The 23,297-nt window shown below is 63.9% G+C and carries 20 protein-coding genes; 7 read left to right on the top strand and 13 right to left on the bottom strand.

Annotation, left to right across the window (positions count from 1 at the left end; genetic code table 11):
• The first annotated feature begins 65 nt into the window (after positions 1 to 65).
• The 3 genes from U5A82_RS05830 to U5A82_RS05840 all read left to right on the top strand — a co-directional run bounded on the left by U5A82_RS05830 (position 66) and on the right by U5A82_RS05840 (position 3,817).
• Positions 66 to 719, top strand: coding sequence for a response regulator transcription factor (locus U5A82_RS05830; RefSeq protein ID WP_326289385.1), 654 nt, complete (start codon positions 66 to 68; stop codon positions 717 to 719).
• On the top strand, positions 709 to 2,103 hold the full coding sequence (locus tag U5A82_RS05835; RefSeq protein ID WP_326289387.1) for a sensor histidine kinase: 1,395 nt from the start codon (positions 709 to 711) through the stop codon (positions 2,101 to 2,103). The genes U5A82_RS05830 and U5A82_RS05835 overlap by 11 nt, the downstream gene beginning before the upstream one ends.
• Positions 2,104 to 2,185: 82 nt before the next feature.
• Positions 2,186 to 3,817, top strand: coding sequence for a Na+/H+ antiporter (locus U5A82_RS05840; RefSeq protein WP_326289388.1), 1,632 nt, complete (start codon positions 2,186 to 2,188; stop codon positions 3,815 to 3,817).
• 41 nt (positions 3,818 to 3,858) lie between these two features.
• On the opposite strand, the gene U5A82_RS05845 is transcribed toward U5A82_RS05840, so the two are convergent.
• Together U5A82_RS05845 and U5A82_RS05850 are read right to left on the bottom strand one after the other, a co-directional pair.
• On the bottom strand, positions 3,859 to 4,356 hold the full coding sequence (locus tag U5A82_RS05845; RefSeq protein WP_326289389.1) for an EF-hand domain-containing protein: 498 nt from the start codon (positions 4,354 to 4,356) through the stop codon (positions 3,859 to 3,861).
• 29 nt (positions 4,357 to 4,385) lie between these two features.
• The gene (locus U5A82_RS05850) at positions 4,386 to 5,174 is read right to left on the bottom strand and encodes a DUF4198 domain-containing protein (protein WP_326289390.1); all 789 of its coding nucleotides are present in this window, start codon (positions 5,172 to 5,174) and stop codon (positions 4,386 to 4,388) included.
• Positions 5,175 to 5,304: 130 nt separating this feature from the next.
• On the opposite strand from U5A82_RS05850, the gene U5A82_RS05855 reads away from it, so the two are divergent.
• Both U5A82_RS05855 and U5A82_RS05860 read left to right on the top strand, forming a co-directional pair.
• The gene (locus tag U5A82_RS05855) at positions 5,305 to 7,389 is read left to right on the top strand and encodes a TonB-dependent receptor domain-containing protein (protein WP_326289391.1); all 2,085 of its coding nucleotides are present in this window, start codon (positions 5,305 to 5,307) and stop codon (positions 7,387 to 7,389) included.
• On the top strand, positions 7,373 to 8,158 hold the full coding sequence (locus tag U5A82_RS05860) for an energy transducer TonB (protein ID WP_326289393.1): 786 nt from the start codon (positions 7,373 to 7,375) through the stop codon (positions 8,156 to 8,158). The genes U5A82_RS05855 and U5A82_RS05860 overlap by 17 nt, the downstream gene beginning before the upstream one ends.
• 107 nt (positions 8,159 to 8,265) lie before the next feature.
• Here the strand turns inward: U5A82_RS05860 and guaA are convergent, their stop codons facing one another.
• The 8 genes from guaA to rpsM form a co-directional block, all read right to left on the bottom strand.
• Positions 8,266 to 9,825, bottom strand: a complete 1,560-nt coding sequence (gene guaA, locus U5A82_RS05865) for a glutamine-hydrolyzing GMP synthase (RefSeq protein ID WP_326289395.1) — start codon at positions 9,823 to 9,825, stop codon at positions 8,266 to 8,268.
• Between the two features lie 44 nt (positions 9,826 to 9,869).
• On the bottom strand, positions 9,870 to 11,117 hold the full coding sequence (locus U5A82_RS05870) for a TCR/Tet family MFS transporter (protein WP_326289396.1): 1,248 nt from the start codon (positions 11,115 to 11,117) through the stop codon (positions 9,870 to 9,872).
• Between the two features lie 281 nt (positions 11,118 to 11,398).
• Entirely contained in the window at positions 11,399 to 12,037 is a 639-nt protein-coding gene (locus tag U5A82_RS05875) for a hypothetical protein (protein ID WP_326289397.1), read from the bottom strand.
• A 67-nt stretch (positions 12,038 to 12,104) separates the two neighbouring features.
• A complete protein-coding gene (locus tag U5A82_RS05880) occupies positions 12,105 to 14,276 on the bottom strand; it encodes a prolyl oligopeptidase family serine peptidase (protein ID WP_326289398.1) in 2,172 nt (723 codons plus the stop codon).
• A gap of 117 nt (positions 14,277 to 14,393) precedes the next feature.
• Complete coding sequence (rplQ, locus tag U5A82_RS05885; RefSeq protein WP_326289399.1) at positions 14,394 to 14,816, bottom strand: 50S ribosomal protein L17; 423 nt, start codon at positions 14,814 to 14,816, stop codon at positions 14,394 to 14,396.
• Positions 14,817 to 14,995: 179 nt separating this feature from the next.
• Entirely contained in the window at positions 14,996 to 16,057 is a 1,062-nt protein-coding gene (locus U5A82_RS05890) for a DNA-directed RNA polymerase subunit alpha (protein WP_326289400.1), read from the bottom strand.
• A 119-nt stretch (positions 16,058 to 16,176) separates the two neighbouring features.
• Positions 16,177 to 16,566 carry a 30S ribosomal protein S11 gene (rpsK, locus tag U5A82_RS05895; protein ID WP_004208752.1) on the bottom strand — a complete coding sequence of 130 codons (390 nt, stop codon included), beginning with the start codon at positions 16,564 to 16,566 and terminating at the stop codon, positions 16,177 to 16,179.
• Positions 16,567 to 16,657: 91 nt separating this feature from the next.
• Positions 16,658 to 17,026: a 30S ribosomal protein S13 gene (gene rpsM, locus U5A82_RS05900; RefSeq protein WP_326289402.1), complete on the bottom strand. Its 369-nt coding sequence runs from the start codon at positions 17,024 to 17,026 to the stop codon at positions 16,658 to 16,660.
• A gap of 278 nt (positions 17,027 to 17,304) precedes the next feature.
• Here rpsM and U5A82_RS05905 point away from each other — a divergent pair, with 278 nt between their 5' ends.
• Entirely contained in the window at positions 17,305 to 17,892 is a 588-nt protein-coding gene (locus U5A82_RS05905) for a hypothetical protein (protein WP_326289403.1), read from the top strand.
• Positions 17,893 to 18,342: 450 nt separating this feature from the next.
• On the opposite strand, the gene U5A82_RS05910 is transcribed toward U5A82_RS05905, so the two are convergent.
• Both U5A82_RS05910 and U5A82_RS05915 read right to left on the bottom strand, forming a co-directional pair.
• The gene (locus U5A82_RS05910; RefSeq protein ID WP_442802158.1) at positions 18,343 to 18,612 is read right to left on the bottom strand and encodes a 3TM-type holin; all 270 of its coding nucleotides are present in this window, start codon (positions 18,610 to 18,612) and stop codon (positions 18,343 to 18,345) included.
• Between the two features lie 12 nt (positions 18,613 to 18,624).
• Entirely contained in the window at positions 18,625 to 19,164 is a 540-nt protein-coding gene (locus U5A82_RS05915; RefSeq protein ID WP_326289405.1) for a glycoside hydrolase family 108 protein, read from the bottom strand.
• A gap of 570 nt (positions 19,165 to 19,734) precedes the next feature.
• Here U5A82_RS05915 and U5A82_RS05920 point away from each other — a divergent pair.
• Complete coding sequence (locus U5A82_RS05920) at positions 19,735 to 20,967, top strand: ROK family transcriptional regulator (protein WP_326289407.1); 1,233 nt, start codon at positions 19,735 to 19,737, stop codon at positions 20,965 to 20,967.
• Here the strand turns inward: U5A82_RS05920 and U5A82_RS05925 are convergent.
• Complete coding sequence (locus U5A82_RS05925) at positions 20,961 to 23,288, bottom strand: LamG-like jellyroll fold domain-containing protein (RefSeq protein ID WP_326289409.1); 2,328 nt, start codon at positions 23,286 to 23,288, stop codon at positions 20,961 to 20,963. The two genes, U5A82_RS05920 and U5A82_RS05925, sit on opposite strands and share 7 nt — an antisense overlap.
• Positions 23,289 to 23,297: the final 9 nt, after the last annotated feature.

Genomic DNA, 23,297 nt, shown 5'->3' on the forward strand with positions numbered 1-23,297 from the left:
GAGGGTCAGTTACGAAGCCAAGCTGTCATCAACCTTTCAGCATCGGGTGCCCTATTCGGATTTTGATGATCGAGGATGACGCGGCGCTGGCCCGCAGCATTTCCGCCCTGCTCCGCGCAGGGGGGCATGCGGTCGACCATGTCTCGACCGGCGAAGATGCGCTGTCGGTGGTCGGCAGCGAACCCTATGCGCTGGTCATCCTGGACGTGGGTCTGCCTGACATGGATGGCTTTGCCGTGCTGGCGGAACTGCGGCGGCGCGGTGAGAAGGTGCCCGTCCTGATGCTGACCGCGCGCGATGCGCTGGACGACCGGGTGCGCGGGCTGGACCTGGGTGCGGACGATTATCTCCGCAAGCCCTTCGACCCCGAGGAACTGGAGGCGCGTGTGCGGGCGCTCGGGCGGCGGCGCGGCGGCGATCCGACGCCGGAACTGAGCGTGGGTCCGCTCACGATCAATCGTTCGACAGGGGTGGTGGAGGTGGCGGGCCGGTCGCTGGACCTGCGCCGCCGCGAACTGGCGGTGCTGGAAGCGCTGGCGACACGGGCCGGGCAGGTGGTGCCGCGCGAATTGCTGATCGGCGAAGTCTTCGGTTTCGACGAGCCGGTCGGCGGCAACGCGATCGAAGTGCATGTGACCCGGCTGCGCGGGAAGCTGGCCCCCGACGGACCGGGAATCCGCACGATACGCGGCGTAGGCTATATGCTCGATGCCGGTTAGAGGCGCGGGTAAGGCGCGCGCGATCGCGCTGCGGACCCGGTTGCTCGCGGCTATGCTGGGGCCGTTGCTGGGGGCGGCCACGATCATCGGTATCGGCGGGGCGACCCTTATTTCGGACGTGGTGCGCCGGACCAACGACCGGGTGCTGGGCGGCGCGCTGGGCGCGATTGCCGAAACGGTGCAGGTGGAACGGGGCGAAGTGACGCTGGACCTGCCGCCGGCCGCTTTCGGCATGCTGGAAAATAGCGAGCGGGACAATGTCTATTATCGCATCGCGGTCGGCGCTGAATTGCTGACCGGCTATGCCGATCTGCCTGCGCCCGATCCCGCGACGATGAGCGTGGACCAGCCGCGCTTCCGCTTCGCGCGCTATCGCGACCAGGGCATCCGTATCGCGGAAGTCAAACGCATGCTGCCCCGGATCGAACGGCCCGTCATCATCCAGGTTGCCGAGACGCTGGACAATCGCAAGACGCTCGCCGGGCAGTTGACCATCGCGTTGCTGCTCGGCGAAGTCGCGCTGGTCGGCGTCGCGGTACTGCTGCTGCGCCCCGCTTTGGGATGGAGCCTGCGGCCGCTGGCGCGCCTGCGCCGGTCGGTCGAGGCGCGGGATTCGAGCGCGCGACCCGACTTTTCGCCGCTCGATGCGGGGCCGCTGCCCAATGAATTGCGTCCGCTCGCCACCGCTTTCGACCACCTGCTGGCGCAGCTCGACAAGGCGACCGGTGGCGTGCGCCGCTTTACCGCCGACGCCTCGCATCAGATGCGCACGCCCCTGTCGGTGCTCAAGGTTCAGGTCGAATTGGCGCGGCGCGGGTCGTCGGCTGCGCTGGACGAAATTGCCGACGCGGTCCAGCGGCTGGAACGGCTGGTGACGCAGTTGCTGGCGCTCGCCCGCGCCGAAGAAGGCGGCGTGTCCCCGCCGCTCGAAGCGGTCGACCTGAAGGAGGTCAGCAGCGCCGTCATCAGCCGCCTCATCAACCAGGCGATCCAGGCGGATGTGGAACTCAATCTGGATGCGGACGAACGGCGCTATCTGGTCCAGGCCCACCGCACTTTGGTGTTCGAGATCGTGGCGAACCTCATCGACAACGGCATCCGCTATAATCGGCGTGGCGGTGCGGTGACAGTTTCCCTGTCGCATGATGCGGGCCGGATATCCCTGACTGTGAGCGACGATGGACCCGGCATTGCACCCGAATTTCATGACAAGGTGTTCGAGCGATTCTTCCGCGCGACGGGCCCCCATGGTGCGGAGGGAACAGGGCTGGGCCTTGCCATCGTCCAGTCCGCCGCGTCGCGCATGGGCGCCCGCGTCATGATCGCGTCGCCCGGCCCGGGCACCCGCATTACGGTCATTTTTGCGGCCGATAGCCAGCAATAGGGCGCGGCGAAGACCCGAACTTCATTTCCCCCTGGGTCCAAAAATGCTTTAGGCTCCCCTCATTCTGAAACGGAGGGTTGGTTTGGAAACAGTTTCTATCGTGCTTTTTCTTCTGCTGGCAGTGGTCGTCAGCGGGGCGATTTCCCGAATGCTGCCCATATCCATTCCAACGCCATTGGTGCAGATCCTGCTGGGCGCGGTCATCGGCCTGTCGACCTCGCATCGTGTCGATCTCAATCCCGAACTGTTCCTGTTCCTGTTCCTGCCGCCACTCCTGTTTCTGGATGGTTGGCGCATTCCCAAGGACGAACTGCTCAAGGACGTTTCGACCGTGGTTGAACTGGCGCTAGGCCTGGTTCTTCTTACCGTCGTCGGCATGGGCTTCTTCATCCACTGGATGATCCCTGCCATGCCGCTCGCCGTCGCCTTCGCGCTGGCCGCGGTGGTGTCCCCGACCGATCCGATCGCCGTGTCCGCCATCGCCGCGCGCGTGCCCATCCCCAAACGCATGATGCATATATTGGAGGGCGAATCGTTGCTGAACGATGCGTCCGGCCTCGTCTGCCTGCGCTTTGCGATCACGGCCGCCCTGACCGGCAGCTTCTCCGCCGGAACGGCTGCGCTGAATTTCCTTTGGGTGGCGGGAGCAGGCATCGCAATCGGCGTGGCGGTCACGCTCGTCGTTTCGCGCGTCAAGGCCTGGGTGACGAAGCGCTGGGGCGAGGATATCGGATCGCAGATCCTCGTCAGCCTCCTCATCCCGTTTGGTTCCTACATGCTGGCTGAACATGTCCATGCATCGGGCATCCTGGCGGCGGTGGCGGCCGGCGTCACGATGACCTTCGCGGAAATTTCGCGTCAGGCCATGGCCGTCACCCGGATGCGGCGCAATTCGGTGTGGGACACGATCCAGTTCACGCTCAACGGCATCATCTTTGTGCTGCTGGGCGAACAATTGCCCGCCATTCTGGAGGGCGCACGCAATACGGTATCCTTGACCGGCCATGCCTCACCCTGGTGGCTGGCCATCTATACAGGCGCGATTGTTGCGGGCCTCGCCCTTCTGCGGTTCGGCTGGGTCTGGGCTTCGCTCCACCTGACCATCTTGCGCAAGGCGGAACGCGGTGTCGGCATGCAAGGCCCCAACTGGCGGCTGGTGGCTGCGACATCGGTCGCAGGCGTGCGCGGCGCGATCACGCTGGCGGGCGTTCTCACCCTGCCGCTGGTGATGAACGACGGCACGGATTTCCCGGCGCGTGATCTGGCCATCTTTCTGGCTGCCGGCGTGATCGTGGTGTCTCTGATCGTCGCCAGCATCAGCTTGCCCGTGCTGCTCAACGGCCTGACCATGCCACCGGAGCCATCGAAGCAGGCCGAGGAGGATCGCGCCAGGATCGCCACAGCCCAAGCGGCGATCCGCGCGATCGAACGGCGGCAGCATGCTCTGGCGGAGGATCATGGCGAAGCCGACATCTATGCCACGGCAGGCGGCAGGGTCATGGACCGTTATCGCGAACGTATCGAAGGATTGAGTGGCCAACAGGCCGATGAGATGCGCGCGGGCAATCGCCTGGTCAGCGAATTGAGCCTGGTCGGGGTCAAGGCGGAGCGCGCGGCATTGGCCACGCTCATCCGCGATCGTAGGTTGGGGAGCGAGGTCGCCCGTAAGCTGACGCGCGAACTCGATCTGGCGGAAGCCCGCTATCGTGGATGAACGGGCGGGGCGTTAATCTGCCCCGCCCGTTTCAGGCGATCTCAGCGATCCGCCTTGTCCGCCGCCTGTCGCGCGGCCAATTGCCGCGCGGCCGTGGCGGCAGCGTCGGCGGCGGTTATGATGCCGTTCTTGTCGTTATCCTGCTCTGCAAAAGCGCGGCTGCCCGATACGTCATATTCGGCCTGGGTCATCTGGCTGTCCTTGTCCGTGTCGAGCACGCCGAAGCGCACATGAGTCTGGCGAATCTGCCGCTGCCGTTCTTCCGCCTTCTTGCCTTCGCTCCGGTCGGACGCGGCGAGCTGCTGCTCCAGCCGCGCGCTATATTCCTTCACATATTCCGCTTCCGAAACCCAGCCATCCTTGTTGGCGTCGGTCGCCTTGAAACGGGTAATGCGCCCGGCGTCGAACTCGGCGCGGGTGACCTGGCCGTCATGATCGGCATCATAATCATGGATGAAGGCCGACCCTTCATGCGGCGCGGCGAGGGCGGGGCTGGTCAGCGCCAGCAGGGCAATGGTCAGGGGAAATTGGTATTTCATAACGTCTCCGAGCGAGGGAAGAACACGGCTCAGGCCGCGTCGAATGTCAGCGTGTAGGTATAGCTGCGATAGGGTGTTTCCGACCCGGCCGGGGCTGCGCCGCGATGCCGCACCAGGATCAGATATGTGCCGGCATCCTGCGGCTTCAGGGTGAACCGGCCATCGGTGGCGCTCTTCACCTGGGCCACCACCTTGCGCCCGTCATAGAGGCCCGCGCTCCGAAACAGGGTGATGTCGCTATTGGCCAAAGGCTTGCCGTCGAACAGCAGCATGAAGCGGGCCTCCGATCCTGCGACGATGCCGTTGGGATGGGTGATCGCCTGGATTTCGAGTGCCTTGCCCAATGGTTTGAGCGCTGCGTCGCCAGGCTGGCCACGCGTCACATAGGCGTCGGCGAGCGTCATGCTCTGCACATCGACCTGCTGCGCGTTGGCAGGCGTTTCGCCGCCTTCGCCGCGCATGGCCCATGTATCGCCTTGCCGGAACATCTTGCCCTTGCGCCCGGCGCGTTGACCGCTCGTCACGCGATAGGTGCCGTCGGCCGGGATCGCCGCTTCGAAGACGCTCAGGTCGCGCAAATGGGTGACGGGGCCGGTCGGCAGATCCTTTCCGTCCGGCCCGATCAGATGGAAGGGCGCGTCGCGCATGGCGACTTCGGGCAGGAAGGCGTCCTCGGCGAAGGCCGACTGAACGGTGATATGGTCGCCCTTGCCCACATCGAAGAGGGTCGGCAGCACATAGGGCATATGCGCCTGACCCGCGCTGGCGCCTGTCAGCATCAGCAGCAGGGCAGCGGAGCGAAGTTGAAATGATGTCATGAATACCCCTTTCTGGACTAGCAGTTATATGTAATGATACTCACTTGCAATATCATTTATTGCTGTTAGGGGCGACGGCGTTCGAGGCGATCCAGGCCTCACATCACATTGCCAATGGGGGCCGCACATCATGATGAAGACCAGATTATCGCTGCTTTTGGGAACCGCACTGATCATCGCACCGACCCAGGGCCGGGCGCAGGACGATGCCGATGCGCCTGAAACCACACGCATGACGCTCGACCGCATGGTCATTTCCGCAGGTACGGAGAAGGTTGCGATCGACACGCCGCAGGCGGTCAGCACCCTGGATCAGGACGACATCGACCAGACCCAGGCAACGACGATCGGCGACCTGCTGGAAGGCATGCCGGGCGTCAACGTGCAGGGCGGCGTCGGCCAGTTGGGGCAGGGCTTCAACATTCGCGGCATGGGCACGGCGATCGGCGATAGCGACAATCGCATTCTGCTGACCGTCGATGGCGTCACCAAATTCTACGAACAATATCGCATGGGCGCGCTCTTCAGCGAACCGGAGCTCTACAAGCGGGTCGAAGTGCTGCGCGGCCCGGCATCGTCAACCCTCTATGGCGCGGGCGCGCTGGCGGGCGTCATCAATTTCACGACCAAGGACGCGTCCGACTTTCTGAGCGACGGCGATCCGCTCGCCGTGCGGCTGAAAGCGGCGACCGAAACCAATGCGGAGGCGCGCACCCTGTCGGGCATCGTGGCCGTGCAGCCGGTCGACGGCGTTGAACTGCTGGGGAGCTACAACTACCGCCGCAGCGACGATTATAAGAGCGGCAATGGCGACACCGTCGCGGCCTCCGCCACCCTGTCGGACAGCTGGCTGGTGAAGGGGCGCGTCGCCATCGGCGGCAACAAGAAGCATGCGATCTGGGCGAGCTACCAGGATTGGATCAGCGACGCGCCGCAAGTCTATGATCAGGTGTCCGCCGCCACCGGCGCGAGCCTGATGCGGCGTCGCGTCCACGACAAGACCGCGGTTCTGGGCTATGTGAACGACTTCAACGGCAGCAAGATCTTCAATGTCGAGGCGCAGGCCGCCTATTCGCTGTCGAAAGTGCATCAGACCGAGACCCCCTTTCTAGGCGCCAACCTCGAATATTCCGATTTTTCCTATGAAAGCTGGCAGGCGAAGGTCCAGAACACCAGCGAGTTCGAAATGGGCGGCGACTGGACCACCTTCCTGATCCTGGGAGGGCAGTGGAGCAAGCAGCAGCGGCGCAACCCGCGCGTCGCCTTTGACGGCACGGTGACGCCGGGTGCGGGCACCCATCCCGAAGGCGACATGACCCGCTACGGCCTGTACGGTCAGTTGGAAATCGTCTGGTCCGACAAGCTGACCATCATGCCGGGGGTCCGCGTCGATTGGACCGACCTCAAGCCCGGCGCGACGGTCGTCGGCGGCACGCGCCTGACCGACAATGTCAAGGATAGCGGGGTGTCGCCCAAGGTGGCTGCGCTGTACAATCTGACGCCGTGGTTCGGCCTGTTCGGATCGGTCGCGCGCACGGTGCGCATGCCCAACATCGACGAAATCTTCACCCGCTCCGCGACCCGGCCCAATAATCCCGACCTGAGGCCGGAAAAATCCGACAATTATGAAGTCGGCTTCACCGTCTCCTTCGACGATGCGATCGGACATGGTGACCGGTTTCGCGCCAAGACGACCCTGTTTCAGAACGACGTGAAGGATCTGATCGTCAATGTGGCGGCGCCGACCGGCACACCCTATTTCCAGAACGTCAACCGATCGCGTTTCAAGGGGCTGGAGGTCGAGGCGGAATATGGCATCGCGGGCTTCTTCGCACGCGGCAACGCGTCCTTCATCGACGGCAAGAATTGGCTGTCGGGCGATTATCTCAACACCATTCCCGCCAACGACTATCGCCTGACGCTGGGCTATGCCGATGCTGGCACCGGCCTGTCTGGCGGCTGGACCGGCGAATTTGCGGAGCGACAGGCCAAGGTGACGACCGGCGCCTTTTCTTCTGCGGGATCGGGCCTTCCGACCCCGGGCTACAGCGTCCATAACCTGTTCTTCGCGTTCAAGCCGCAAAGCGGGGCGGCGAAGGGGTTCGAGTTCCGCATCGCCGTGGATAACGTCTTCGACAAGCAATATCGCCGTCACCTCTCGGCGCTCGCGGCGGAAGGGCAGAGCTTCAAGTTCACCGTTGCGAACACATTCTGACGCGATGGAACGGGCAGCGCATCCTTTCCGCATCGGGGGACCGGCAGCGGCGTCGCTTTTGGTCAACGGTCTGCTGATCGTGGCGCTGCTCAATCTTGGCGTGGGCCATGTCGGTCGCCGGACGGAATCGCCGGCGCTGACGGTCATGTCCCTGGCTCTGCTCAAAGGAACGGAGCAGGGCCAGGAGAAGGCGGAGGCGGCGGTTGTCGATCCGCCCGTCGAAACCGCTCCGCCGTCGCAATCGAAACCGTTGCCAACGCCGCAGCCGGTGGTAGCCGCCGCCGCTGCCCCACCGATCGTGGCGGTGCCGAGCAGCATATCCATCGCCATGTCTGCCCCATCGGTGGACCTGCCTGCTAGTCCCGCCGCCCCTTCGTCACAGCCCGTACGGCAGGCCTCGGTCGCTGCTGCTGCACCTGCGGCGTCTACCGCTCGACGGGGCGCAGCCGATGGACTGGATGTCGAGGCGCCACCCGGCACCAGCCGCAGCTACGCGGCCAAGGTCAGATCCTGGCTTTACGCGCATAAAATATACCCCCGCCGTGCGCGCATGCGGCGGGAAGAAGGGCGGGTGCAGGTGCGCTTCGTCCTGGACCGTGCCGGCATGTTGCTGGAAGGCAGCGTCATCCACGGGTCGGGCAATGCGGCGCTGGATCAAGAGGCGGCGGCCATGCTGCGGCGCGCCTCTCCCTACCCGCGCGCGCCGGTCGAACTGCCGGGGGAGCGGATGGAGTTTACCGCCCCCATCGAGTTCATTCTGCCGGTTTGACGCCGAACTGACCAAGGCTGGGTTCGACCAGCAATGCCTGAAAATACCCCCAAGGATATCTGGCCTGACAGGACGCAGCTTCTATCGGCTGCGCCCTGTTCGAGGCATCATTCCCACTCGATCGTGCCGGGCGGCTTCGACGTATAGTCGTAGACCACGCGGTTGATGCCCTTCACCTCGTTGATGATGCGGGTCGCGACGCGGCTGAGGAAGGCGGCGTCGAAGGGGTAGATGTCGGCGGTCATGCCGTCGGTCGAGGTGACGGCGCGCACGGCGCAGACGCTGTCATAGGTGCGGTGGTCGCCCATCACGCCCACGGTGCGGACCGGCAGCAGCACGGCGAAGGCCTGCCAGATCGCGTCATACAGCCCGGCGTTGCGGATTTCCTCCAGATAGACGGCGTCCGCCTTGCGCAAGATGTCGCAGCGCTCCTTGGTCACTTCGCCGGGGATGCGGATGGCAAGGCCGGGTCCGGGGAAAGGGTGACGGCCGACGAAAATGTCGGGCAGGCCCAGTTCCTTGCCCAGCACGCGCACTTCGTCCTTGAAGAGTTCGCGCAAGGGTTCGACCAGCTTCATGTTCATGCGTTCGGGCAGGCCGCCGACATTATGGTGCGACTTGATCGTCACCGAAGGGCCGCCGGTGAAGCTGACCGATTCGATGACGTCGGGGTAGAGCGTGCCCTGCGCCAGGAAATCCGCGCCGCCGATCTTCGCGGCTTCCTCCTCGAAAACCTTGATGAATTCGCCGCCGATGAATTTGCGCTTCTTTTCCGGGTCAGTGAGGCCCGCAAGGCCGCCCAGGAAACGGTCTTCCGCGTTCACATGCACCAGTTTGATGCCATAATGCTCGCGGAACAGGCTGACCACCTGTTCGGCCTCGCCCAGGCGCATCAGGCCATGATCGACGAAGACGCAGGTGAGCTGGTCGCCGATGGCTTCATGGATGAGGACGGCGGCCACGGCGGAGTCGACGCCGCCGGACAGACCGCAAATGACCCGGCCTTCGCCGACCTGCGCGCGGATGTCGGCGATCTTGGTCGCGCGGAACTCCGCCATGGTCCAGTCGCCCGCCAGGCCGCAGACATGGCGGACGAAATTGGCGAGCAGCTTGCCGCCGTCGGGGGTGTGGACGACTTCCGGATGGAATTGGGTGGCGTAGAAGCGCTTGGCTTCGTTGGCGGTGACGGCATAGGGCGCGCCCTCGCTGGTCGCGACGACTTCGAAGCCGGGGGCGAGGCTCGTCACCTTGTCGCCATGGCTCATCCAGACCTGATGCTTTTCGCCAGTGGTCCACAGGCCATCGAACAGGGCGCAGCCCTGCTTGACTTCGATGAAGGCGCGGCCGAATTCGCCGCTCTCGCCGCCTTCGACATTGCCGCCCAGCTGCTGCATCATCGTCTGCTGGCCGTAGCAGATGCCCAGCACGGGCACGCCCGCATCGAAAATCGCCTGCGGGGCGCGGGGGCTGTCTTCCCACATGACCGAGGAGGGGCCGCCCGACAGGATGACGCCCTTGGGCTTCAATCGATCAAAGGCTTCGGCAGCGGTGTTGAAGGGCGCGATCTCCGAATAGACGCCGGCTTCGCGGACGCGCCGGGCGATGAGCTGGGTCACCTGGCTGCCGAAGTCCACGATGAGGATGGAATCCTGAAGGGGCAGCGTCATCGAAATCGCCTTTATGTCGAGCGTGGGAAGGGATTCGCGCCCGGTTAGTCGCCCGGCCCCGATATGTCCAGTTGCGGCTTGAACTGTTGCCCCGCCCGCCAGCCGATCAGCGCGGCCCCAGCCAGGACCGCCGACGCGATCAGGAAGGCGCTGCCGATGAAGGGCAGGACGGGGTGCGCGCCCATCGACAGCGAATAGATGGTGCCGAAGAACAGCGGAGAGATGATGCCCGCGATCGCGCCGACGCTGTTGTTCGCGCCCTGCAACTGGCCCTGTTCGGATTCCGACACATGCTGGGTCATGAGCGACTGGATGGTCGGCATCGCCAAGCCCCATAGCGCGTTGGGGAACATGGCGGCGACGAACAGCCAGCCGGTGGGGGCCAGCCCCATCGCCGCCACGCCGATCGCCCCGAAGCACAGCCCAATCACCATGGTGGTGCGGTCGCCCAGTCGGTTGACGATCGGCCCGACCAGCAGCCCCTGCACCCCCATGTCGAGCAGGCCGACCAGCGCCAGCAGCGCGCCCACCTGCCACGCGCCCCAGCCATAGCGGTCGCCCGCATAGAGGACGAAGATGGCCGAAAAGATATGATGGGCGAAATAGAGCAGGAAATTGCCGACCGCCAGGCTGGACAGTTCGGGATGCGACCGCAGCAGCCGCAGCGCGCCGAAGGGATTGGCGCGCCGCCAGCTGAAAGTCATGCGTTTGTCCGGCGACAGGGATTCGGGCAGGACGATGAGGCCGTAGAGAAAGGCGAGGGCGGAAAGCCCGGCGGCGACCCAGAAGGGGGCGCGGTGGGAAATTTCCCCCAACAGGCCGCCGATCAGCGGCCCGGCGACGAAGCCCGCGCTGAACGCCGCGCCGATCAGGCCATAGCCCTTCGCCCGGCCCTCCGGCGGCGTGATGTCGGCCATATAGGCGAAGGCGGCGGTGAAGCTGGACGAGGTGACGCCCGCCAGGATGCGGCCAAGCGCCAGCCACCAGAGATTGGGCGCGAGCGCCATCAGCACATAGTCGAGCGCCAGTCCCGCGACCGAGATCAGGATCACCGGTCGCCGCCCGTAGCGGTCGGAAAGCGACCCGATGATCGGCGAGCAGAGGAATTGCATCGCCGCCCATAGCGCCACGAACAGGCCGTTCCACATCCCGGCCGCTGTGTTGGAGCCGGACAATGTCTCGATCAGTTGCGGCAGGACCGGGATGACGATCCCCATCGACATGACATCGAGCAGCGCCGTGATGAGGATGAAGGTGATCGCGGCGGTGCGGCGGGGAGGGGCGAGGGCCATGGCGGATGGCTATCGTGACGGGGCGGGGTTGCCAAGGGTCACGGACCGAAGTTCACAGTGTCGTGCGCCAATTTGCGGGAATTGCGCCCGCGAAGCGTCCCCGAAGCGACGGCAAGGCGACAGGCACGCGCCCGATAGGTCATCGTCACGCGACACCGACGCGCCATCCACGCGCCGTGCGGGCGACAGGCGCGCGGCTGGGAATAAGGGGATGCCGGTTGGCAAGAGCATGTCCATCGGACGGATGGGAGCAGAGAATAGTCCGATAGGAAAGAGGGCCGTCAGCGCGCCGCCACGTCGCGGCTGAGATAGACGTCGGCGACCCGGCCGTTCTTCATGGCGCAGGTGAAGCGGCGCGACGTTCCGTCATTGGCGCGGTAACTGGTCCGGGTTTCGACATAGCCGTCGATATTATAGCCGTCCGCCGTGGCGAGGGGCGTTTCCATATGGCGAACCTCGGCATAGCCGCCTTCGCGGTTCTGCGCTTCGTCACGGGCGGCAACGGCGCAGGCGTCGGTCATGGCGGCATCCTGCACGGCGATGTCGGAAAAGTCGGCGTCGTCGCGGACGGGCGAGTCGTTGCGGACGTCCGCGCCATAATCGGTGCCGTCGCCGGGCGGCGGGGCGTCATATTCGCCGCCGGTGTTCGGGTCGCGAACCCTTTTGTCCTTGTTCATCGAGTTGGCGACGATCGCCACGGCGCCGACGATCGCGGCCACGCCGATCGCATCGCCCAGGCCAAAGCCGTCGCCCCGGCGATGCTGCCGATCCCAGCCACCCCGGTTCCAGCCGCCGCGATCCCAGTTGCCGCCGCGATCATAGCCATAGCGGGGCCGCGCCTCGGCGGCGCTGACGCTGCCCAGCAGCAGTCCTGCGCTCACCAGCGTGCCTGCGATCCAGCGTGTCTTGGTCCCGATCATGCCTGCGTCTCCCTGCGATGAAAGGGGGTATAGCCGGGATCGGCTGTCGGGAGGGTGAATAGAATGACTATGGCCTGGCCTTGATCTTCAGGCCGGTGAAATGGGCCGCAAAGCTGTAGCTGTCGGCATATTCCTCGATCAGCTTGTCCACCGGCTTCCCCGATCCATGGCCCGCCCGGCTTTCGACGCGCAGCAGGCGGGGGCGCGCGCCCAGGTCCGCGGCCTGGAGCGCGGCGGCATATTTGAAACTGTGCGCGGGGACGACGCGGTCGTCGGTGTCGGCCGTGGTCACCAATATGGCGGGATAGTCCTTGCCCCCCAATATATTATGATAGGGCGAATAGGCGTAGAGCAGGGGGAAGTCCCTGGCGCTTTCGGGCGATCCATAATCGTCCACCCAATAGCGCCCGGCGGTGAACCGGTCGAAGCGCAGCATGTCCATGACGCCGACGGCGGGCAGCGCGGCGGCGAACAGGTCGGGCCGCTGGTTCACGACCGCGCCGACCAGCAGGCCGCCATTGGAGCGGCCCTCGATCGCGAGGCCGTCGGAGGGCGTGAAGCCGTTGGCCTTCAGATATTCGGCGGCGGCGATGAAATCGTCGAACACATTCTGCTTGTTCGCGCCGCGCCCGGCTTCGTGCCACGCCTTCCCATATTCGCCGCCGCCGCGCAGATTGGCGATGGCATAGACGCCGCCCTGTTCCAGCCAGGCCATGCGCGTCGCCGAATAGCCGGGCGTGAGGCTGATGTTGAAGCCGCCATAGCCGTAGAGGATGGTCGGTGCGGCAATCGCGCGATCCGCCAGCGCCTTCTTTCGCAGGATCGTCATGGGGATCATCGTGCCGTCTTTCGACGGATAGAGGCGCTGTTCGATCCCGTAATCATCGGGGTTGAAGGGCAGGTCGGGCTGAGCGAACAGCTGGCTTTGCAGGGTGCCGGTATCGAAGCGGTAGATGCTGGCCGGGGTGACGAAGCCCGAAAAGCTGAAAAAGGTTTCCGGGTCGCCGTCCCGCCCGCCAAAGCCCGCCGCCGTGCCCATGCCGGGCAGGGGCACGTCGCCGACCTTGCGCCCGTCCATCTCGACCAGTTCGGCCACGGACTGCGCGTCGCTCATATAGGCCAGGATCATGCGGTTGCCGACCAGCGCGCCCCCGGCCAGCGTCTCGGGCCGTTCGGGGACGAGCGGCTTTGGCCGCCGGCGTGGTTTCGACGCGTCGAGCGTCACGACCCGCATATGGGCCGCATGATCGTCCGTCAGGAAGAAGAGGGTGTCGCCCCGGCTGCCGATCAGCCGCCAGTCATGGGCCGGCCCCTTCACCAGCAGGCGAGGCTTGACGGGGCCGCCGGTCAGGGCCGCGACATGCAGTTCGCGGCGGGGGTCGATGCCCTGATAGGAACTGATGAGCAGCCAGCGGCCGTCGCTCGTTACCTGCGCCTGATGGCTGAGCGTCGGCCGGTCGGGCGTGTCGTAGATGAGCTGATCCTGCGTCTGCGCCGTGCCTACGCGGTGGTAGAAAAGCTGTTGGCCTTCATTGGCGGACTGATAGGCTTCGCCGTCCTGCGGCGCGGCGAAGCGGGAGTAGAAGAAGCCTTCGCTGCGGCCGTCCCAGGCGATCTGGGAGAATTTCACCCAGTCGATACGGTCGTCCAGGCTCCTGCCGCTGTCGACGTCCAGCAGGCGGAGCGTGCGCCAGTCGCTGCCGGCGTCCTGCACCGCATAGGCGAGCATGCGGCCATCGGGCGAGGGCGTCCATTCGGCAAGCGCGCTCGCGCCGTCCTTCGCCCAGTCATTGGGGTCGAGCAGCAGCCGCTGCGGCCCGTTCAGCCCATCGCGGACATAGAGCGGGGTCTGATTTTCCAGCCCCTTGTTATAGCCGTAGAAATAGCGGCCACCGGCCTTGCGCGGCACGGTGTAGCGACCGTGGGACAGCAGCGCGGTGATCCGCCCCTTGAGCGGCTCGCGGCCGGGGAGGTCGTCGATATAGCGGCGGGTGAGGGCATTTTCCTGCGCCACCCAGTCGCGCACCGCAGGATCGGCGCGCAGGTCGTTTTCCAGCCAGCGATAGGGATCGGTGACTTTGACGCCGAAATGATCCTCCACCAGATCCAGGCGTTTCGCGAGCGGATAGTGCAGCGCGCCGCCGAGCCTGGCGCTGCCCGCATCGATCGCGGCGGCGTCCGGCCCGGCATGGGCGGGGGTGGCCGCCAGCAGCAGCAGGGTCAGGGCAGCGGCGCGCATCCTCTCTTCCAACGTCTTTTATCCAAACGACAACAGGCCGTGGCTCCTAAAGAGCCACGGCCTGTTGGTAAAGCACCAGTTCGGCTTGATCGGTCCTGTCGATCAGGACCGGTCCGATCAGGCGTCTTCCTGCTCGTCTTCCGCGCTGTAGACCGGGCCGCTATCCTGGCCCTTGGCGCTGACGTCGCGGTCGACCAGTTCGATGATCGCCATCGGCGCCGCGTCCGAAGCGCGGAAGCCGGCCTTGATCACGCGGGTGTAGCCGCCGTTGCGATCCTTGTAGCGCTCGGCCAGGACTTCGAACAGCTTGGCCAGCTGCGCATCGTCCTTGAGGCGCGAATCGGCCAGACGACGGTTGGACAGGCCACCCTTCTTGGCGAGGGTGATCAGCTTTTCGACGTAGGGACGAAGGGCCTTGGCCTTTACCGCGCCGGTCATGATCTGCTCATGCTTGATGAGCGAAGCCGCCAGGTTGCGCAGCAGCGCAGTACGATGGCCGGTGGCGCGTTGCAGCTTACGCTGACCCATTCTGTGACGCATATGTCTTTCCTTCGTTCGTTAAGGGACCGTGCAAGGTATCCCAGACCAGGCAGCGATAAGGGGCGCCGCCCATAACCCCGTTTGACCAACCTCCGTTCGGTTCGAGCTTGTCGAGAACTGTTCTCGACAGACGCTTCTCGACAAGCTCGAAGCTGCTCGAACCGAACGGATAAATGGTCTTAGCCCAGCAGCTCCTGTTCGAGCTTCTTGGCCATTTCCTCGATATTTTCCGGCGGCCAGCCGGGGATGTCCATGCCCAGACGCAGGCCCATGGACGACAGCACTTCCTTGATTTCGTTCAGCGACTTGCGGCCGAAATTGGGGGTGCGCAGCATCTCGGCTTCGGTCTTCTGGACCAGATCGCCGATATAGATGATGTTGTCGTTCTTGAGGCAGTTGGCCGAGCGGACCGACAGTTCCAGTTCGTCCACCTTCTTGAGAAGATAGCGGTTGATCTGGTTGGTGTCACTTTCGCCTTCCGATGCGGCGGCGGCGGTGTGACCCGCAGCAGGCGCGGCGGCGGGCAGCGCGTCTTCGAAGTGGACGAACAGCTGGAGCTGGTCCTGCAGGATACGGGCGGCGTAAGCCACCGCGTCTTCCGGCGTGACCGTGCCATCGGTTTCGATGGTCAGCGACAGCTTGTCATAGTCCAGTTCCTGGCCGACGCGGGTGTTGTCCACCTTGTACGCGACCTGACGGACCGGCGAGTAGAGCGCGTCGATCGGGATCAGGCCGATCGGGGCGTCTGCTGGACGGTTGGCGACGGCGGGGACATAGCCCTTGCCGATGTCAGCCGTCAGTTCCATGTTCAGCGTTGCGCCCTGGTCCAGGTGACAGATCACCAGGTCGGGGTTCATCACTTCGATGTCGCCGACGACGCTGATGTCGCCAGCCTTGACGACGGCCGGGCCGGTGGCGGAAAGCTGGAGCCGCTTGGGGCCTTCGCCTTCCATGCGGAGCGCGACCTGCTTGATGTTCAGGACGATATCGGTCACGTCTTCACGCACGCCGGCGAGCGACGAGAATTCGTGCAGGACGTTCTCGATCTTGATCGAGGTGACCGCCGCGCCCTGAAGCGAGGACAGAAGAACCCGGCGCAGCGCGTTGCCGAGCGTCAGGCCGAAACCACGCTCCAGCGGCTCGGCGACGAAGGTCGCCTTGCGCTTGCCGTCGCTGGTCGGCTTGATTTCCAGCGCGTTGGGCTTCTTCAATTCCTGCCAGTTCTTCATGTTGACAGTCATGTATTTCCCCTGGGGATAGGCCGGAACGCTTGTAATCCTGAACCCGACAGGACGTTACGGCGATGCAGACGGGTGAACGGGCGGCGCGTCCGCCGCCCGTCATTCACACGGCGTTGCGATCAGACGCGACGACGCTTGGACGGACGCACGCCATTGTGCGGGATCGGCGTCACGTCGCGGATCGAGGTGATGTGGAAGCCGACGGCCTGCAGAGCGCGCAGAGCCGATTCACGGCCCGAACCCGGACCCTTCACTTCGACTTCGAGGGTGCGCACGCCATGTTCGGCGGCCTTGCGGCCGGCGTCTTCGGCGCACACCTGGGCGGCGTACGGCGTCGATTTGCGGCTGCCCTTGAAGCCCATCATGCCGGCCGAGGACCACGAAATCGCGTTGCCCTGGGCGTCGGTGATGGTCACCATGGTGTTGTTGAAGCTGGCGTTGACGTGCGCGACGCCGGCCGAGATGTTCTTGCGTTCGCGGCGCTTAATGCGCTGGGGTTCGCGTGCCATTTTGCTGTAATCCTACAAAAATCTGATTGCGCTGGAGGCGTCTCGCTTGGGGAGAGCTGCCTCCGGCGGAGTAATTCGTCCCCCGGACGAATTACTTCTTCTTGCCAGCGATCGCCTTCGCCTTGCCCTTGCGGGTGCGCGCGTTGGTGTGCGTGCGCTGACCGCGAACCGGCAGGCCCTTACGATGACGCAGGCCGCGATAGCAGGCCAGGTCCATCAGGCGCTTGATGTTCATCGCGGTTTCGCGACGCAGATCGCCTTCGACCGTCAGGTCGGCGTCGATCGCTTCGCGGATCTGCAGCACTTCGGCGTCGGACAGGTCCTGAACGCGGCGGCTGTGGTCGATGCCCAGCTTGTCGGCCAGGTCGAGCGCGGTCTTACGACCGATGCCGTGAATGTAGGTCAGCGCGATGATTACGCGCTTGTTGGTCGGGATGTTTACACCCGCAATACGTGCCATGGTAATAGAATCTCCTGCTCCACAGGGCGGCTTTCGCTGCCCTATCTCAAAGCGTCCGAGCCGGATTTCCCTGGCGAGGAAAAGCGGCCAATTACATGACCCCTGGACGCAAAAAAGACGGCCAGTGCCAAAAGCACCGCCGCTCGCCACGTACAGGGGAAGGGGGCCTTTAGCGATTCGGGGAAAAATAGTCAATTGCCGAGCGGCCGGACGCGTCTTGTCGGCGGCTCGCCCCTTTTCGGGTTGAGCAGGGTCGATGCGTCGGCCATGAGTGAGGGATGCGCCTTACCTCTTCCCTTGCCGCCCTGTCCCCTCTTCTGGTCCTGTTGGGTTCCTGCGTCGGGCCTGGGCAGCAGCGGTCCGTCGCGACCGCTCCCCCGCGCGCGGCCCCACCGCGCTCCGCCCCGCCGACGCGGCCCGTTCCTGCGGCCGTTCCGCCCACGCAGCCAGCCCCGGTCGCGACCGAATGGCAATATCGACCTGCGTCGCCGGGGGAGTGGCGCTATCGTCCGGAGGCGGCCGGCGCGGTCGCGACGTTCGGGCCGAGTGTCGCCGATGTGCGTCTGACGCTGCGCTGCGATCGGGCGAGTCGGCGCATCAGCTTGGCGCGTCCGGTATCGGCGCAGGCAGGCGCAGGGCAGGGCGCGATCATCGTGCGGACGAATTATGGCGCGACCAGTTGGCCCGCGACGACATCCGGCGGCGGCGTGCCGCAATTGGTAGCCTTCCGCGCGGCGTCCGACACGGTGCTGGATCAGATCGCCTATAGCCGGGGCAAGTTCGCGGTCGAGGTGGCGGGGCAGCAGGCGCTGATCGTTCCGGCCTGGGCCGAAGTGTCGCGCGTGATCGAGGATTGCCGGGGCTGATCGTCGCGCCTTCGACGCGGTTCGAGCCGGGACGCGAAAGTATGATTCCAAAAAAGAAAATTACAAGTCTTGATCGTGCGGCCCGTCTGATTCACATTCCATCTCGTGGCCGATCAAAGGTTGCTTCGAAGTCGGTCACGCGGGCTTCAACATAGCGAAAGGAGGTGATCCGATGTCTCATGGTTCAGCAATGGGGTCGGTCAAGTCCATTCGGGGAATACGCCGCTGAGCGACGCCGTGGCGTCGATCCTCCGTCACAGATACTGAGCGCCGACACACAGGCTCTTATCTCAGATCCTGTCTGTCGACGGGGCGATAGCGCGATATATATTCCCTATGGGCGGCGCTTCTGGCCGCTGACCATGTCAATGATGGGCCGTCGGGCTGGTCCCGGCGGCCCCTCTCATTTTGTGCATGGTCCCGGCGGGGCAGGCCCTGCGGTCCGCTACGTCACCGCTCCGATCCTTTCGCCTTTCCCCAGGCACGCGCGGCAGTATAGCCCAGATAGGCCGTCCCAAAGAGCGCGTAGAGCGGTTCGGGTAGAGCGTTAAAATAGGCGCGCATACCCGTCGTGATCGCGGCCGCGATATCGGGCCTTACCCCCGCGATCAGGCCCATGGGCACCGACCAGAGCAGCAATATATAGATGACGTAAAGAAAGGCCGGGCGCGCCCGCGCTGTCCATGGGTCGGTGGCTTCCGTGTCGACATCCTGTGTCATCGTCATCCTCCCTTAACCGATGCGGTTGGCAAGCCAACCATAGAGGAAGGCTTCGTTGGCCGGGCGTTGCTCCGCCAGCGCGACATAGCGTTCGCCCTGCAGCGCTTCCAAAGCCTTGAGCAGCACCTTGTCCCCTGCTGCGCCCCGCAGCGCGCGAAAGGCGCGCAACGCGCCCAGCGTGCGCGCGCCGACGACCCGGTCGACGGTCAGGTCGGGATAATCCGTCTGATTGCGGTTGAGGGCGTTGAGCGCGCGCTGGAGAAAACCGGTCGATGTCGCGGCACCCATATTGACGGCGGTGTCGAACAGTTCGGCGGCGATCGGCCAGCTCATTTCCGCTATGAAGGCGTAGCCGGGCCGGTCCCAGTAGAGGCGGCGATATATGGCCTCCGCCACGCTGCGCGGCAGTTTCTTCATGTCCCCGGCATAGCCGTTCGCATGCGCGACGGCGTGGGTGATCCCCATATTGGTGGGGCCGCCGCGATCGGCCGGGTGATGGCTATAGCCACCCTCGCGCGCAATCACTTCGTCGATCAGGTCTTGAATATCCATGGGCCGCCTCCGGTTCGTAAAGAGGCGAGTCATTTATCCGATATGGTTCGCTGTAGGACAGGGTGAAATGGTGGGTAACCCATCCACTGGCTAGGGTCGAGATATCCCGCGCCGCGATCCACACCCGCGAGAAAGGGGCTATGTCACTGTCCAGCCTGCCCGCGGTCATGGTGACCGTTCATGTAAAGCCGCTGATCCTGCTGTCGATCTCAACATAGGCAGGGCATTATGGAAGGCGGTGAGGGACGGGAACTGGATGCGGTCGGCTGACGGCACATACTATGCCTCATCGCCGCAATGGCTCACTTTTGCCGGGATGCTGGAAAGGAACGCCTCGATAGCTTCGATCCGTGCCACCCGCCGCGCGGGTTCCGGCACGACATGGAACGGCTCGTTCGCAATCTTGAAAAAATTGAGGAAGGCAGGAGCTGCAAGCTCTGTCCTTCCTCAATTGCCAGCGTGCAGACTGGATAGTTGGATGACTGTGTCGTTTGATATGCTGCGCCCCGGAACCCAGGACACGAACTAAATCTATCAATGTGATTTAGTATGTCAACGGGAAAGCGTAGCTTGCCTTTCAAACTGTATGATGGTCCTACTGATCGCCATCACTGCGTGGAAATTCTAGAGGGTTCTTCGGCGATCAGCATGGAAAAGCTTGGGAGCAATGCGACAGGCGTTCGCCGCTACAATGAACGGCTTATCCTTGCCACGATCAGAAGACGGGGTGAAACGTCCAAGACCGATTTGTCCAGGCTGACGGGCCTTTCACCGCAGGCAACGGTCCGCATCGTCGATAGCCTTGCCGCTGACGGCATGCTGATAAAGTCTGGCAAGCGTCTGGGCGGCATGGGGCAGCCTTCGATCCTGTATCGCATCGATGGCAGCAATGGGTACACGATCGGTGCCGAAATCGGGCGTGACAGGCTGCATTGCATCATGCTCGACTTCGATGGAGCGATCATCGCGAAGGAAAGCTGGGACATCGATTTTCCCGATCCGCTAGGCGCGTCGCAGACGATCCGAGCCTTTACCGAGCAAAACACCCACCGTCTTTCAGCTTCGCAGCGCGAAAATTTCCTGGGTTTCGGTATCGCGATGCCATGGTTCATCGGTGAGTGGCGGGAAGAAGCAGGTATCAAAGCCGAGCAGGCCGAAGCGTGGTCCGCCGCCGATGTTGAAGGCGTCTTTCGAGACCAGCTTAGCGGCCAGGTCTATTTCGAAAATGATGGGAATGCCGGCGCTCTTGCAGAACTCATGTGCGGCGCAGGCCTTAGTCTGAACAATTTTCTCTATGTTCATATCGGCAATTTCGTGGGTGGCGGGCTGATATTGGGCGGTGAAATCGTGCGCGGCAAGAATGGCAACGCGGGCGCCCTGGCATCGATGTCCGTACCCGTTGGCGGTGGAGTCGATTATCTCCTTCACACCGCATCGCTCTATCCGGTGAACGCCAAGCGCAACGGGCAACCGGTGCCACAGGATATTTGGGATGCGGCTTGCGTCAATTCGCTCGCGTTCACGATCATCAACGTCAACAGTCTGCTCGACCTGGAAGCGGTCATCCTGGGTGGCGTGCTGCCAGTCAGCCACCTTGAACAACTGCGGCATCAAATAACGGAAAGGATAAAGGAGAACGCCCCGCGCGACTTCTTCCACCCGCAATTGCTGGAGGGCGAAAATGGTGCGAGTGCGCCTGCGCGAGGGGCAGGCTTGATACCTTTATACGCTACCTATTCTCCCAACCTGACGGCGCTCTTCAACTCCGGGTCTTCGACAGCAAGCCCCGCTTCAGGTCAATGACCTTTCGCCTGGCGCGGCGACGGGACCGTCCGGGCCGCGCCTGTCGGCGGCGTCACGGAAACGGGCGGCATATCGAGGTCGTACCGAAACCTGGCGCCGTCCATGGCCCAGGCTTTCAACGTCGCGTTCGCAGGTGACGTGGACGACAGGCCAAACTGATGGGCGGGCGTGGGGCCTGCATATAGCCTGAAGGAAAAGGCAGCCGCGCCATTGATGAAGACGTCGGCGACGGAATGATCGACAAAGACGTGGAAGCGGCGCGGAGGGCCGAACGCCTTTGCGTCATAGGCCCCTTCAAGAACGCTTGCTTCCCCATCATGACCATCGGTTTGCATCAATCGGCCATCGAGCGTGATGGTGCTGCTCTTGGGATCATATTCGATCTTGATCTGCCGGTCGCCGGTCGGGGAGCCGGCGAGCCAGACGCCGTAGCGTCCCAGAGGTGGGCGACGACCAAAATCAACGTCCATTTCGAAAGCGGGGCCAAGGTCGCCGCCTTCGCGTCGGCCCACAAAATTCGTGAACTTCATCCTACGGCTATGGGCCGCATTTCTGAGCTGCGTTAATTGAGAGGAAGGACGCTGGCCAAGCGTCGTGCCGTCTTTCATCACATACCATATGCGCGGCAATGAAAAGAGATGGGCCCATCCCGCCGATTTTTGCGCCTCTGCCGAACGCCGTTCATCGACGATGCCAATAGCGGTGAGACGCCCTTGCGCATCCCGTGCAACCGTGGGGCTGAGGTGGCCGGGCAGCAGATCCAGAGGCTTGGCGAGAGGGTGATCGGGTCGAAACTGACGACCGTCCCATGTGCCGATCCAGTAGATAGCGCGTGTCGCCGGATCACCGTTTTTGCTGACCCGCCCACCGATGGGATTAACCAGGAGGATGTACCGTCCGTCACCCAGCGACTGGAATATGGGCATCTCCCAAATCTGCGATCCGATATCCATTTGCGCAAAAGGCGCGATAGGCGGTTGCCGGTGCCAGCAATGCAGGTCTGCCATGGCGCGGCAGCGATAATGGACGAGGCCGCCCGTGCCGTCCGGCAGGCTCGCACCGATCAGCATGTGCCACGCCCCACCTTCCCGCCAAAGGACCGGATCGCGAAAATCCCGCACGCCTTGCGTGTTCAGTATCGGCCCAGCCTTGCGCCATGTCCGCAAATCAGGATCGATGCTCGTCGCGACGGAGATTCCGGGGTTGAAGCCGTCGGGATCGTGATTGACGCTCGTGTAGAACGCATAGGCGGGTCCGGTTGGCGGCAAGACGACCGATCCGGACCAGATGCCCTTCATGTCCGAGCCAGTCGTTGCGCCATCCAGCGTCGGCCAGAGCGCGTCCGGCATGTGCGTCCAGTTTACAAGGTCGCGGCTGCGCATGTGCCCCCAGTGCATCATCGTCTTGAACGGGCCGTTGGGCGTACGCTGGTAGAACAGGTGCCACCAACGCCCTCGACGTACGAGGCCATGCGGTTCGTTGGTCCAGTTCGCCGCTGGCATCGCATGATAGACAGGCCGATCCGGGTCGCCCGCGAACCGGCTGGGCGGGACGATCAGTGACTGCGATACGGGCGGCGGTTTGATGTCGGAGGCTATGCTGCGGATATGGTCCGCGCTCTGCGCACGATCAACGACCGCGATGTCGTCGAAGGCGGCGTTCAGTCCGTTCAGGCGAAAGCCCGCTGCTGTGGCGTCTTGCCAGCTACGGGCAATCTGTAGCGGGGTTGAGGCCGACACAAAGGCGGCCGGCATGCCAACCGAATCCTGCTTTTGCAATGCGCCATTGAGATATAGCGATGCCGATCCTGAGCGAGGATCATAGGTGGCCGCGACATGAACCCAGTGCGAGAGTGGAAAAACGTCAGGCGCCTGAAGCGTCAATTGCCCCCTGTCGGTGGACACGCGCATGCCCCAGCGGCCGAACGTATCGATGAAGATGTCGAAACCCGAACTTCGGGTTGCCTGATTGATGATCGAAGCTGGCGTCAACTGATCGGCCGGCACTTCGCGATCGGACGGATAGCTTTCCAGTGCGACCCAGGTGGACGCCGTAAACCCCGCCTTAGCCGACAATTTTAGAGGCGCGGATATCCAGCTGGAAAAACCGTCGGAACGCCAAGCCTGTCCGTGAACGCCAGGCACCCGTTCGGGTTGCGGGAACTGGCTATGGATTGTGGCGCCAGGGAAGGTGGCGTCGACGGGGGCATTGTCATCAAAGTCGAGGCGCCATGCGCGATCCTGGTCTGGCGCGGGCTTCGCGAAGCCTGATCCAGCGGCAAAACTCGCCACTGCCAAAGCGATGAGAAGCTGTCGATGCACCCCCAACTG

This window comes from Sphingobium sp. CR2-8, from assembly GCF_035818615.1.
In the GTDB taxonomy this organism is placed as follows: Bacteria; Pseudomonadota; Alphaproteobacteria; order Sphingomonadales; family Sphingomonadaceae; genus Sphingobium.

Bases quoted from the DNA above. Each gene is read 5' to 3' on its own strand.
- U5A82_RS05830 (WP_326289385.1), top strand. From the start codon at position 66: ATGATCGAGGATGACGCGGCGCTGGCCCGCAGCATTTCCGCCCTGCTC.
- U5A82_RS05835 (WP_326289387.1), top strand. From the start codon at position 709: ATGCCGGTTAGAGGCGCGGGTAAGGCGCGCGCGATCGCGCTGCGGACC.
- U5A82_RS05910 (WP_442802158.1), bottom strand. From the start codon at position 18,612: ATGACACAGGATGTCGACACGGAAGCCACCGACCCATGGACAGCGCGG.
- rpsM (WP_326289402.1), bottom strand. From the start codon at position 17,026: ATGGCACGTATTGCGGGTGTAAACATCCCGACCAACAAGCGCGTAATC.
- U5A82_RS05890 (WP_326289400.1), bottom strand. From the start codon at position 16,057: ATGACTGTCAACATGAAGAACTGGCAGGAATTGAAGAAGCCCAACGCG.
- U5A82_RS05880 (WP_326289398.1), bottom strand. From the start codon at position 14,276: ATGCGCGCCGCTGCCCTGACCCTGCTGCTGCTGGCGGCCACCCCCGCC.
- U5A82_RS05845 (WP_326289389.1), bottom strand. From the start codon at position 4,356: ATGAAATACCAATTTCCCCTGACCATTGCCCTGCTGGCGCTGACCAGC.
- U5A82_RS05850 (WP_326289390.1), bottom strand. From the start codon at position 5,174: ATGACATCATTTCAACTTCGCTCCGCTGCCCTGCTGCTGATGCTGACA.
- U5A82_RS05905 (WP_326289403.1), top strand. From the start codon at position 17,305: ATGCGCCTTACCTCTTCCCTTGCCGCCCTGTCCCCTCTTCTGGTCCTG.
- rplQ (WP_326289399.1), bottom strand. From the start codon at position 14,816: ATGCGTCACAGAATGGGTCAGCGTAAGCTGCAACGCGCCACCGGCCAT.
- U5A82_RS05870 (WP_326289396.1), bottom strand. From the start codon at position 11,117: ATGGCCCTCGCCCCTCCCCGCCGCACCGCCGCGATCACCTTCATCCTC.
- U5A82_RS05855 (WP_326289391.1), top strand. From the start codon at position 5,305: ATGATGAAGACCAGATTATCGCTGCTTTTGGGAACCGCACTGATCATC.
- U5A82_RS05915 (WP_326289405.1), bottom strand. From the start codon at position 19,164: ATGGATATTCAAGACCTGATCGACGAAGTGATTGCGCGCGAGGGTGGC.
- rpsK (WP_004208752.1), bottom strand. From the start codon at position 16,566: ATGGCACGCGAACCCCAGCGCATTAAGCGCCGCGAACGCAAGAACATC.
- guaA (WP_326289395.1), bottom strand. From the start codon at position 9,825: ATGACGCTGCCCCTTCAGGATTCCATCCTCATCGTGGACTTCGGCAGC.
- U5A82_RS05875 (WP_326289397.1), bottom strand. From the start codon at position 12,037: ATGATCGGGACCAAGACACGCTGGATCGCAGGCACGCTGGTGAGCGCA.